The sequence below is a fragment of the Pseudomonas sp. EL_65y_Pfl2_R95 genome, assembly GCF_963971045.1.
Taxonomy (GTDB): Bacteria; Pseudomonadota; Gammaproteobacteria; order Pseudomonadales; family Pseudomonadaceae; genus Aquipseudomonas.
This window is the reverse complement of record NZ_CAXAOV010000001.1, coordinates 1,436,561-1,448,921: the sequence shown is the minus strand read 5'-3', so window position 1 is coordinate 1,448,921 and position 12,361 is coordinate 1,436,561. Positions and strand designations below refer to the sequence as shown.

General features: G+C 57.3%; 10 protein-coding genes. All 10 read right to left on the bottom strand.

Annotation, left to right across the window (positions count from 1 at the left end):
• Positions 1-150: 150 nt before the first annotated feature.
• A complete protein-coding gene (gene purH / locus AACY09_RS06830; protein ID WP_339486793.1) occupies positions 151-1,758 on the bottom strand; it encodes a bifunctional phosphoribosylaminoimidazolecarboxamide formyltransferase/IMP cyclohydrolase in 1,608 nt (535 codons plus the stop codon).
• A 72-nt stretch (positions 1,759-1,830) separates the two neighbouring features.
• On the bottom strand, positions 1,831-2,151 hold the full coding sequence (gene fis, locus AACY09_RS06825; RefSeq protein ID WP_339486792.1) for a DNA-binding transcriptional regulator Fis: 321 nt from the start codon (positions 2,149-2,151) through the stop codon (positions 1,831-1,833).
• Positions 2,148-3,146, bottom strand: a complete 999-nt coding sequence (dusB, locus tag AACY09_RS06820; protein WP_339486791.1) for a tRNA dihydrouridine synthase DusB — start codon at positions 3,144-3,146, stop codon at positions 2,148-2,150. The genes fis and dusB overlap by 4 nt, the downstream gene beginning before the upstream one ends.
• 170 nt (positions 3,147-3,316) lie before the next feature.
• Positions 3,317-4,624 (bottom strand): DUF3426 domain-containing protein, encoded by a 1,308-nt coding sequence (locus AACY09_RS06815; RefSeq protein ID WP_339486790.1) that lies wholly within the window; start codon positions 4,622-4,624, stop codon positions 3,317-3,319.
• Positions 4,625-4,717: 93 nt separating this feature from the next.
• Positions 4,718-5,596, bottom strand: a complete 879-nt coding sequence (gene prmA, locus AACY09_RS06810; protein ID WP_339486789.1) for a 50S ribosomal protein L11 methyltransferase — start codon at positions 5,594-5,596, stop codon at positions 4,718-4,720.
• A 131-nt stretch (positions 5,597-5,727) separates the two neighbouring features.
• Positions 5,728-7,077 (bottom strand): acetyl-CoA carboxylase biotin carboxylase subunit, encoded by a 1,350-nt coding sequence (gene accC / locus AACY09_RS06805; RefSeq protein WP_339486788.1) that lies wholly within the window; start codon positions 7,075-7,077, stop codon positions 5,728-5,730.
• A 17-nt stretch (positions 7,078-7,094) separates the two neighbouring features.
• Positions 7,095-7,544, bottom strand: a complete 450-nt coding sequence (gene accB / locus AACY09_RS06800; protein WP_339486787.1) for an acetyl-CoA carboxylase biotin carboxyl carrier protein — start codon at positions 7,542-7,544, stop codon at positions 7,095-7,097.
• Positions 7,545-7,566: 22 nt separating this feature from the next.
• Entirely contained in the window at positions 7,567-8,016 is a 450-nt protein-coding gene (gene aroQ, locus AACY09_RS06795) for a type II 3-dehydroquinate dehydratase (RefSeq protein WP_339486786.1), read from the bottom strand.
• A 121-nt stretch (positions 8,017-8,137) separates the two neighbouring features.
• Positions 8,138-9,946: a protein-disulfide reductase DsbD gene (locus tag AACY09_RS06790; protein WP_339486785.1), complete on the bottom strand. Its 1,809-nt coding sequence runs from the start codon at positions 9,944-9,946 to the stop codon at positions 8,138-8,140.
• A gap of 209 nt (positions 9,947-10,155) precedes the next feature.
• Positions 10,156-10,923 carry a methyl-accepting chemotaxis protein gene (locus AACY09_RS22015; RefSeq protein WP_445323793.1) on the bottom strand — a complete coding sequence of 256 codons (768 nt, stop codon included), beginning with the start codon at positions 10,921-10,923 and terminating at the stop codon, positions 10,156-10,158.
• Between the last annotated feature and the right edge of the window lie 1,438 nt (positions 10,924-12,361).

The following is a 12,361-nucleotide window of genomic DNA, read 5'->3' as shown; positions in this document are numbered from 1 at the left end:
AATTTCTACGTTCTGTCTAGCTATCGAGGTTGCGATCAAGCGTCTGCATGCTCGGCAGAAGTTGGCTCAATGAGCGCAGTTGCCAAGTGGCAATGAGCATCAGGGAGTCAACTTCCAACAACGCAGGCGGATGCTTCAGCGCGGCCGATTTTAGTGCCTAAAATGGCGCATACCGGTGAATACCATTGCGATGCCTGCTTCGTCTGCGGCAGCAATCACTTCGTTATCACGCATCGAGCCGCCCGGCTGGATTACTGCAGTAATCCCGGCCTTGGCAGCGTTGTCGATACCGTCGCGGAACGGGAAAAAGGCGTCGCTGGCCATGACTGCGCCTGGCACCGGCAAGCCGGCATGCTCGGCTTTAATGCCGGCAATACGCGCGGAGTTAACCCGGCTCATCTGGCCAGCGCCAACACCGACGGTCTGGCGATTCTTGGCGTAGACGATGGCGTTGGACTTAACGAACTTGGCCACTTTCCAGGCGAAGATCAGGTCATGGATTTCCTGCTCGCTAGGCGCGCGCTGGGTAACGATTTTCAGGTCGTCAGCGGTGATCATGCCAATATCACGGCTCTGCACCAGCAGGCCGCAATTGACGCGCTTGAAGTCCCAGTCAGCGCTGCGCTGGGCGGACCATTCGCCGCATTCGAGCAGGCGAACGTTAGCTTTTGCGGCAACCACTTCGCGTGCTGCCGCGCTGATGCGCGGGGCGATGATCACTTCAACGAATTGGCGCTCAACGATGGCTTTGGCCGTCTCGCCATCCAGTTCGCGGTTGAAGGCGATGATGCCGCCAAACGCAGATTCTGTATCGGTGGCGTAAGCCAGGTCGTAGGCCTTGCGGATGCCGCCTTCGTTTTCTGGAACCACGGCGACGCCGCATGGGTTGGCGTGCTTGACGATAACGCAGGCAGGTTTAACGAAGCTCTTGACGCACTCAAGCGCAGCGTCAGTGTCGGCCACGTTGTTGTACGACAGTTCTTTGCCTTGCAGTTGCACGGCGCTGGCGATGCTGGCTTCGCCCTTTTTCGCTTCAACGTAGAACGCTGCGCTCTGATGCGGGTTCTCGCCGTAACGCATTTCCTGAGTCTTGATGAACTGGCTGTTGAAGGTGCGCGGGAAGGCGCTGCGGTCTTCAGTGCTGAGTTTTTCAGCGGCCTGATCAATGGTGCCCAGGTAGTTGGCAATCATGCCGTCGTAGGCAGCCGTGTGCTCGAAGGCCTTGAGGGCCAAGTCGAAGCGCTGCGCATAACTCAGGCCGCCAGCCTTGAGGCTTTCGATGATGTGGGCGTAGTCACTTGTATTGACCACGATGGCCACATCTTTGTGGTTCTTGGCGGCGCTGCGGACCATGGTCGGGCCACCAATGTCGATGTTCTCGATGGCGTCTGCCAAATCGCAGTCAGGCTTGGCGACTGTGGCTTCGAATGGGTAGAGATTGACCGCAACCAGATCAATCGGCTTGATGCTGTGCTGCTCCATGACGTCGCCGTCAATGGCGCGGCGACCCAAGATGCCACCGTGAATTTTCGGGTGCAGGGTCTTGACCCGGCCATCCATCATTTCTGGGAAGCCGGTGTAGTCAGCGACTTCGACCGCCGCAACGCCGTTGTCCTTGAGCAGTTTGTAAGTGCCACCGGTGGACAGGATTTCCACATTGAGGGCAACAAGCTCGCGAGCGAAGTCGAGGATGCCAGTCTTGTCAGATACGCTGATCAAGGCGCGGCGAACGGGGAGGCGCGTTGTCTGGTCGGTCATTTCAGAGTCCATCAGAGCAGAGAAATAAACAAAAAGGCGACTGTTTAGGTCGCCCTTTTTGATAAGAGGAGGTTAGAGCAGGTCGTACTGCTTGAGCTTCTTGCGCAGGGTGCCGCGATTGAGGCCGAGTAATTCTGAGGCTTTGGTTTGGTTGCCTTTGACGTAGTTCATCACCGTCTCTAAGAGTGGCGCCTCGACTTCGGTCAACACCAGGTTGTATACGTCTGAGACGTCAGCGCCCTCAAGGTGGGCGAAATAGTTATGCAGCGCTTTCTCAACATTGCCGCGCAAGGTTTGCCCTTCTGCGCTTGGCGTGTTGAGGTGCTGTTTCAAGCTGGTGTTGTCACTCACAGGCGCAATTCCACTTCCAAAAGTCTCGGTCAACATCGTCATGCAGCCACCCCATCTCCATCATTTTGCCGCTCGCGAAAATATTGGCGAACGTTGGCGCACTGTGCGTCCGTACATTCCAGGCGATTGAATTCGGCGCGAAATTCTCTGGCGCCCGGCAAAGTCGCTAGATACCAGCCCACATGTTTACGGGCGATTCGAGCGCCCATCACATCGCCATAAAAGGCGTGCAGTGCGCTGAGGTGTTCTAGCAAAATGCTTTCTACTTCGACCAAGCTTGGCGCGGGCATTTTTTCGCCGGTGCGCAAGTAATGGTCTGTCTCACGAAATATCCAAGGTCGCCCTTGGGCGGCCCTGCCTATCAGTAATCCATCTGCTCCCGTTGCAGCGAGTACGGCTTTGGCTTTCTCCGGACTGGTGATGTCGCCATTGGCCAGCACCGGAATTGAAATCGCCTGTTTTATCGCTGCAATCGTGTCGTATTCGGCATCACCGGTATAAAGGTCCGCACGGGTGCGACCATGTACCGCTAATGCAACTATCCCGGCTTGTTCGGCAATCTTTGCCACCTCAATGCCGTTTTTATTTTGTCTGTCCCAGCCTGTGCGAATCTTCAGTGTGACTGGCACATCGACCGCACCGACAACCGCATGCAAAATTTCACGGACCAGACTTTGATCTTTCAACAGCGCAGAACCAGCCGCTTTGTTACAGACCTTTTTCGCCGGACAGCCCATATTAATATCAATTATCTGGGCGCCCAATTCGACGTTCCGCTTAGCCGCCTCTGCAAGCATCTGCGGATCACCACCGGCGATCTGTACCGAGCGTGGCTCGGGATCATCCTGATGGATCAAGCGTAGGCTTGATTTACGCGTATTCCACAACCGCACATCGCTGGTGACCATTTCGGATACCACCATGCCCGCGCCCAAGCGTTGGCAGAGCTTGCGAAATGGCTGATCAGTAACTCCGGCCATTGGCGCCAGAATCAACTGGTTCGGCAGTGTGTACGGGCCGATGCGTAACGTCGACATAGGGCTTCCGTGCTCAAAAGACAAGCTGATGAGCCAAATAGTAGACGGCGAAAAAGGGGGAGAATCATACCTGCTCTGGATGACCGGATAAAGGCTGTTTTGAACAAAATCTGAACAGTTGCTAGCTTATCGCTATCAGTTATGAGAGCGACACGCTTTTCCTTTAGCCGCTATTGAGGTGAGTGGAAGCTCAGGCTGTAATTAACGGCTTGGCTGCCGGGGTCGAGAATATCCAGTGATATATGGATCGGCGTTTGCGGGGGCATTTCGGCGCGCCCGGCGAGTTCGCCGGCCAGGTATTCGCCAGGGGTAAAGCGACGACTGGCAAGTAGCTTGCCGTTGATGTCGGCAAAACGCATTTCCAGCAAGGGGAAAGGTTGCGAAAAAGCCGCGCGGTTATAGATGATCGCATCGACCACCAGTGCGCCGCTGAACTCGGGGTGTGAGCGCACAACGAGGTTACTGCTTTTGATCATGCTGATGTCAACCTTTGACGGCAGCTCACAGCCGACTTTCGGGCAAATCTGTTCAAAAAGCGGGCGGTACTGGTCCTGGCGAGCCAGTTGCTCGAAGTGATAGGCCACATATTGGCCTGCCAGTGCGCCAGCCGCGAGCAGGATCAAAATACTCCAGCCAATGATCCGACCCCATGATGGCCCTGGCTTTTGCCAGTCAAACTCAACCGGCTCGTCTTCTAATTCGAATAGGGTGTTATGGCCTACATTGGCTTCGTGGCGAGCAATCTGCACCGGGATAAAGGGTACAGGTTCAGGCTCATCATCAATGGCCCCGAGTGTTGGCTCCGGGCGCTGCAGCTCTTCTGGTTGAGCGGTGATCGGCTCCGGGGAGGCGGCCGCAGGCACGTCAGCCTTTACCCCAAAATCAGCATCGGTCAACTGAAACTCGGGCTCGCGGTTAAGTGGCTGCGCGGGAGGCGGTTGTTGCTGAAAGGGCTGGGTCGCCGGCGGGGGACTGCTGTGGGTGTCCTTTTGCTTCAGACCCAAGGGCTCGATGGCCAATTTTTCTGCCGGCTTGGATTCGTCTTCGCGCAGTAGTTCCTCAGCCCAGCGTTCATCGTGCGCTGCCGGGGTATTGCTGGGTGGTGAGGCGAATACCGAGCTGAAGTGGGTGCTGCGTTCAAGCTTGAGAAACTCCTGGGAGAGCTGTTGCTCACGCTCTTCGAGCTTGGCCAGTTCTTCATCGAGGTCCAGCTCATCAAGATCGAGGTCGTCATGGATCCATAACGTGTCATCGGGCGCTTTTGCCTTGCTCGTCGCAGCGACCGGCGGGGCGGCGGGCAGGGGTTTACTCGCTGCTGGGGTAATCACGTGACCCTGTTGCTGCAACTGTTTCGCCGCGTTGAATACGTTCAGGCAGGCCCCGCAACGCACCGCGCCATGTGCCGCACCCAGCTGCGTGGTATTTACGCGGAAGCTGGTCTGGCATTGGGGGCACTGGGTGACAAAACTCTCAGTCATGCGGCGGTCCGAAAACATGGGTGGGGTCTGTTGCTATAGCGGCAACAGATCCAAGTCTAACGCAAGTATTGGGGTAGCTGCAGCGTTGCGTAGTTAACGGCGTACGCCGCTGATTCGTACCCAGCCTTCCTTGCTTGCGGTTGGGTCGAGGTTAAAGTCGGCCGCGTAGGCGGCGCGAACCTCCTCTGCTTGTTCGGCGAGAATTCCCGACAGTGCTAGGCGTCCGCCAACCTTTACCAGGCGGGTGATCTGCGGCGCCAGCGCGACTAGCGGCCCGGCAAGAATGTTGGCGACCACCACATCGGCGGCCTCTTGCGGCATATCGGCCGGCAGATACAGCGGGAAACGTGCGGGAGCGATACCATTACGCCCGGCGTTGTCGCGCGATGCCTCAAGGGCTTGCGTGTCGATGTCGGTACCCACGGCCTGCGGTGCGCCGAGCAGCAGTGCAGCAATTGCCAGAATGCCAGAGCCGCAACCGAAATCGATCACATTGCAGTCATGCAGGGGTTGGCCGTCTAGCCATTCCAGGCACAGCGCGGTGGTCGGGTGGGTGCCTGTGCCGAACGCCAAGCCCGGGTCGAGCAGCAGGTTCACTGCATCAGGTTCCGGGGCGTCGGTCCAGCTTGGAACAATCCACAGGCGCTGGCCAAAGCGCATCGGCTTGAAGTTATCCATCCAACTGCGTTCCCAGTCCTGATCGGCAATTTCTTCGACCTGGTGCTCAGGCAGTTCACCGCCAGTGAGCAGTTGCAGATGTGCGAGCAAGGCGTTGGAGTCGGTGTCAGCCTCGAACAGCGCGAGCAAGTGGGTGTGCGACCAGAGCGGTGTGGTATTCAGTTCGGGCTCAAAAATCGGATTGTCTTCAGCATCCATAAAGGTCACAGATACAGCGCCCACTTCGAGCAGTGCATCTTCGTAGGTCGGCGCTTGTTCCGGGGTAATGGCGAGACGTACTTGTAACCAGGGCATAGCGGGACCTCGTTGGCGGCTAAATCAAATTGAGCGCAAGCTTACTGGAGGGGCTGGCCCGCTTCCACTTTTACCCAGGGCTTAAACAACAAGGGCCGCCAAACGGCAGCCCTTGTCGTAACACACTGGTATCAGTGCTTATCCATGCCCAGTTTCTTTTCGAGGTAGTGAATGTTCACGCCACCTTCGATGAAACCCTTGTCGCGAACCAGCATCCGGTGCAGCGGGATGTTGGTCTTGATACCGTCAACTACCATCTCGTCGAGACCGTTACGCATGCGCGCCATGGCTTCGTCACGGGTCGCCCCGTAAGTGATCAGCTTGCCGATCAGTGAGTCGTAGTGCGGGGGTACGGTGTAGCCGCTGTACAGGTGCGAGTCAACGCGCACGCCAAAGCCGCCAGGTGCATGGAAGTGCTTAACTTTGCCTGGGCAAGGCATAAAGTTCTCTGGGTCTTCTGCGTTGATCCGGCACTCAAGTGCGTGCCCGCGAATGACAATGTCATCCTGGGTGAACGACAGCTTGTTGCCAGCTGCGATGCTGAGCATCTCTTTAACGATGTCGATACCGGTGACCATTTCAGTCACTGGGTGCTCTACTTGCACGCGAGTGTTCATCTCGATGAAGTAGAAGTTATCGTTCTCGTAAAGGAACTCGAACGTACCGGCGCCGCGGTAACCAATTTCGATGCACGCATCGACGCAGCGCTTGAGTACTTCGGCGCGGGCTTTTTCGTTGATGTACGGCGCCGGCGCTTCTTCAAGCACTTTTTGATGGCGACGCTGCAACGAGCAATCACGGTCACCGAGGTGAATCGCATTGCCTTGGCCGTCGGAGAGCACCTGAACTTCCACGTGACGTGGGTTGCCGAGGAATTTCTCCAGATAAACCATTGGATTGCCGAATACCGAACCGGCTTCGCTGCGAGTCAGGCGGGCTGACTTGATCAGGTCTTCCTCTTTGTAAACCACGCGCATGCCGCGACCACCGCCGCCGCCAGCCGCTTTGATGATCACCGGATAGCCGACTTCGCGAGCAATCGCCAGTGCAGTTTCTTCGTCTTCAGGCAGTGGGCCGTCTGAGCCAGGAACCACAGGCACGCCTGCTTTGATCATGGCTTCTTTAGCCGAAACCTTGTCGCCCATCAGGCGTATGGTTTCAGCTTTTGGGCCGATGAAGGCGAAGCCTGAGTTTTCCACCTGTTCTGCGAAATCGGCGTTTTCAGCCAAGAAACCGTAGCCAGGGTGAATCGCAGTGGCGCCGGTAACTTCAGCTGCGCTGATGATCGCGGGAATATTCAGGTAGGACTGGGTGCCGGCGGCGGGGCCAATGCAAACAGACTCGTCTGCCAGGGCCAAATGCATCAATTCGCGGTCCGCTGTGGAGTGCACAGCAACGGTTTTGATGCCCAATTCCTTGCACGCGCGCAAGACGCGCAATGCGATCTCGCCGCGGTTGGCGATTAGAACTTTTTCCAACATCGCTGGCTCTCCTCGGTTCAAACGATTGTGAACAGAGGCTGGTCGTACTCAACCGGCTGGCCGTTCTCGCCCAGAATGGATTCGATAACACCGCTGGTTTCAGCTTCGATGTGGTTCATCATTTTCATCGCTTCAACGATGCAAAGGATGTCGCCTTTCTTGACGCTCTGCCCAACTTCCACGAAATTGCCCGAGGTTGGCGACGAAGCGCGATAGAAAGTACCCACCATCGGCGAGCGGACAACGGTGCCATTAAGTTTTGGCGCCGCTGGGGCTGCAGCTTCAGCAGCCGCTACTGGCGCTGCAGGTGCGACAGGAGCAGGGGCGTACATCGGTTGTGGCGCATAAGCAGGCTGCTTACTGTTGCGACTGATGCGAACGGATTCTTCACCTTCGTGAATTTCCAGTTCGTCGATGCCGGACTCTTCCAGCAGCTCGATCAGTTTTTTGACTTTACGAATATCCATAGCTTTTCAACTCCCAGTTGGGTCAGGGCCGTTCAAGTTCAAGTTGTTCGAGTGCAGCCTCCAGGGCCAGCCGATAACCGCTGGCGCCAAGGCCGCAGATCACCCCTACAGCAACATCTGAAAAGTAGGAGTGATGGCGGAATGCTTCGCGTTTGTGCACGTTGGATAAATGCACTTCGATGAATGGGATGCTCACCGCCAGCAATGCGTCACGTAATGCGACACTTGTATGGGTAAAAGCGGCTGGATTTATCAGAATAAAGTCGACGCCTTCGCCTCTGGCGGCGTGAATACGTTCGATCAACTCGTACTCGGCATTACTTTGCAGGTACAGCAAATGATGCCCTGCATCACGGGCGCGCCGTTCCAGATCGAGGTTGATCTGTTCCAGCGTGGTGGCGCCATAAACGCCGGGCTCGCGGGTGCCGAGCAAATTTAAATTGGGGCCGTGCAGGACCAGTAAGGTCGCCATGTTCCGTGTTCCTTGTTGTTCTTACACGCAGGACTATGCCGGAGTCGCCTCCTGACTGTCCAGTTCTATGCAGTAGCCAGCACGATGGCCGGTGTTTGCGGCAGTTTTGTGACTGAGATGTTTAAAAGCGTTCGCGGGCTTTATCCAGCCGGGCCGAGAAGGTTTTAGCATCGACTTCGCCAACGACACGCAGGTCATGCCATTCGTCGCCGTTTTTGGCGAAGAGTAGAATGGCCGGGGGGCCGAACAAGGAATAGCGGTCCAAAACCGAACGTTGAGCCGGGGTGCTTTCAGTAATGTCGAAGCGCACCAAAACGTAATCCTTCAGTTGCGCACCGACTTTTGGATCGGTCAGCACTTCGCGTTCGATGACCTTGCAACTGATGCACCAGTCGGCGTACCAGTCGAGCAGCAGAGGTTTACCACTGCTCTTGGCCGATGCCAGTGCCGCATCCAGTTCCGCGGCGCTGGTCACGGTTTGCCAGCTGCCATGTTGGGTTTGCGCAGTTGGCATCACTTGCCCATTACTCATTTGCATCCGCCCTAGCGGGCGCAGCGGGTCATCATGGCCTTGCAATGCGCCGACCCAGGCGGTGAGGGCGTAGACCAGCAAGGCCAGGCCCGCGAGTTGTGCGAGTTTGGCTTTCGAGCTCTTGACATTGAATTCCAGTGCGCCGAGGAACAGCGCCGCACCGGCAGCGAGCAAGCCCCACAACGCCAGGGTAACGGGCCCCGGTAACAAGCGATCGAGCAGCCAAATCGAGACGGCGAGCAACATCACCCCGAACAAATTACGTACGCCGTTCATCCAGGCGCCGCTGCGTGGCAACAGTGCGCCGCCGCCGGCCCCGATCAATACCAGCGGCGCGCCCATGCCAAGGCCGAGGGCGAACAGTTGTAAGCCGCCACCCAAGGCATCGCCAGTGCTGCTGATATAGAGCAGTAATCCGGTCAGCGGGGCGGTTACACAGGGTGAGACGATCAGGCTGGAAAGCACGCCCAGGGTTGCCGCTCCTGCAATTGAGCCGCCTTGGGTTTGCGAGGCTTTACGATCCAGTCGGTCACGCACGAATGCCGGTAGACGGATCTCGAACAGGCCAAACATGGCAATGGCGAACAAGGCAAAGAACAATGCAAACGGGATCAGCACCCACGGCGATTGCAGCATGGCCTGCAGGTTGAGGCCGGCGCCGAATAATCCCATCAATGCGCCTAGCGCGGCATAGCACGCCGCCATTGGCAGCACGTAAGCAAGGGACAACACCAGGCCGCGACGGTTGCTTGGGCGGCCACGTAGCACCACCCCCGAGAGGATCGGTAGCATCGGCAGCACGCAGGGAGTAAAGGTCAAGCCGAGGCCCGCGAGAAAGAACAGTGCCAAGTCGGTCCACTGCCAGCTGGCCTTGTCGGCCGTGCCCGGGTTTACAGTGCTTGCAGCTTGGCTACTGGTGCCGCTAGCAGGGATGGCGCCGCCAATGTTGATCTGCTCGGTTTCAGGCGGATAGCACAGGCCTTTGTCTGCGCAGCCTTGGTAGGTGACATTGAGCGTGTAGGCACGGTCGGATGGTGGGTCAATCGGCAGATCAACGTCGACAATGTTGTGGTAGACCTCGACTTCACCGAAGTACTCGTCGGTCTTCTTCTCGCCGGCGGGCATTTGCGCTTCGCCGAGGCCGATGTCAGCTGGCTCAGTGCTGAACTTGAAGCGATGTTTGTACAGGTAGTAACCGTCGGTGGCGACAAAGCGTAGCTTTACGCTGTCTGCCGAGCTGCTGATCAGGTTGAGCTTGAAGGCTTCTCGAACGGGTAGGAAATCGGCGCTGTTATTCAGCGGCGCGCCCAGCGGCGCAAGGGCAGGGCGGCTGTCGAGCAAGCTGGCGCTGGCCGGAAGTGCAATGATGAGCAAGAGCAGACAGAGTAAGCGGCGCATGTGGATCTCGGCAAACAAGTATCCAGCCATCATAGCGGAGCAAGGCGAGTGATGGCATCGGCTGAGCTGTAAGTGGTTTTGTCAGGCCGCTGAAATGCGGTAAACCCCATCAACAGCGCCGCGTACCTAGGGTGCGACAAATGTACGCGGGGCAGGTTGAGGGGGCTTTTTGCCGTTGCAATCAACTGCTCAAGGGCCTTGATCCGTTTCTACAGGTGGAAGGCCTGCACCGCAGTCCGCAATTCTCCACCGAGCTGGAGTAACTGTTCGCCTTGATCGCGGCCTTCGCCGATGCGCTGCAAATTATCATCGCCAAGGCTGTGGATGCGCTCGCTGTGGCTGCGAATTTCACTGACCGCGCCACTTTGCTGGGCAGTGACTGCGGCTATACGCTCGGCAATATTGGCAATGGTGCGAATCGAGCTGACGATTTCATCCAGCGCACCATCTGCCGCTGCGGCCTGATTGGCACTGATTTGCGCATGTTCCAATTGGCTGCGCATGGCCTCGACCGAGTGCCGGGCTGCTTGCTGCAGGCGGGCAATCAACTCCTGAATTTGTTCGGTGGCGCCGCTGGTGCGTTGTGACAGTGAGCGGACTTCTTCGGCGACCACCGCAAAACCACGGCCCATTTCCCCTGCGCGCGCAGCCTCGATGGCGGCATTCAGTGCCAGCAGGTTGGTTTGCTCGGCGATACCACGAATGACCGTAAGCACATTGCCAATGGTGGTGGTTTCTTCAGCGAGGCGCTCGATCGCCTGTGCATTGTTTTGCACTTCGCCGGCCAGTGTGTGCAGGCCGCTAATACTCTGGCTGATGACCTGCTGGCCTTGCTCCAGGGCTTTGTCGGCGTTGCGGCTGGCGTCGGCTGCATCACTGGCGTCGTCAGCAACTTGAACTATGGTCGATTCGAGATTGCCCAGTGCGTCGCGGATCTGCGCAGTGTCTGCCGCCTGGCGCTCAGCGCCTTGGTGCATGCCGCCGTTGAGGTCGGCCAGGGTTCGGCTCGACCCCGCAACTTGCTCGGCGTGTTCACGAATAGTGCCGACCAGCGCCACCAGGTAATTACGCAGGTGGTTCAGCGAGTCTTCGATATCCGCCAGTTCACGGGTCTTGCTCTGGAGTTTAATGGGTTTGGCAAAATTGCCTTGTGCCCAGGCCGATAACGCCGGGACCAACAACGTCAGTACGCGGGTCAGGCGGCGCTGCAAGGTATCAATGGTCAGGGCAATCAACAGAATCAAGACAATCATCGCCCCTTGTAGAAGGCGGACTTCCGCTTGAATCTTGCCGTGCTCGCTGCGCACCAGAGGTTCCAGTTCGTCTAAAGCTTGACTGACTTGATCGACCTGTTTGCGTGTGGCTTGGCTCAATTGATTGCGTTGCTCAATCAGGCTGACCGTTGCTTTTAGCTCATTGGGATAGCGGCTCAGTAAGCTTGCAAACTCGCGCTTCAGGCCAACGCCGCGGTCTTCTACTTGGGTTTGTTCGCTTGTGGTGTCAAGCCCGAGCATTGCGGCAAAACCATCGCTGGCCGACTCGTTGCTTTCCTTTACGCCCAGCAGGGGAAGATCGCCAAGCAGTCGCGCCTGTTCTTCGAGTGCTTCGCGCTCACGTTCAACGTCGGCCACGAGTTCGCTGTTGGCGCTGGCGATCATTTTATTGCGTGCGTGGGCCAATTTGACCAAGTGTTGTGCGGCGCTGAACAAGGGCGGGTGATAGCGCCGGGCATCCATTGAATCGCTGCTGGCGGCATACTGTGCAAGTTGCTCCAGGGCGCCCGCCATCTCGCGCTCGGCTTGTACCAGCAAGCCTTGCGGGTCGCCAGCCAGTTTGCCGGCGGCAAGCAGCTCTCCAGCGCTGAATGTGCGCAGGGCTTCCAAGCTGCCCCGTACATTGCCTGCAAGCTCTTTGGGTAACTGATCAAGCTCGGGTTGCAGGTCATCAATGGCCTTCAACGCCTCGCTGTGGCGCAGAGCATCGCCGCTTTGCAGGTAGTCAAAAATATTTCGGCTGACGTTTTTTTGGAAACGTTCAGACAAGTTCATGTAGCGCTCCATTAGCGCATAGGGTCGCTCTAGTGCTTGCTGCGACCACCACAGCGTTGCGGCTAATGCGATGCAGGCGGTGACGAGCAGGGCGGTGTTCAGATTGGTGAAAAATTTCAGGCGCATAGGGTTCTACCGACAACGGAACGGTATGGGCATGCAGGACATGCCGTAAGTCCATGAAGTTATTGCGTTTTCATTACAGGCGTATGACGTCGATGAAAATTGCTGGGTTGTCTGCAGTTATTGGCGCTTTTTAACTCGTTTTTGTAGGTGCTTGCCCCGCCGGGAGCACGGGTATAACGCGTCGAGCAATGCTAAGGTTGTGGTTCTACTCTGCGTTTCCCTTATAGTGGAGGCCAGTTGC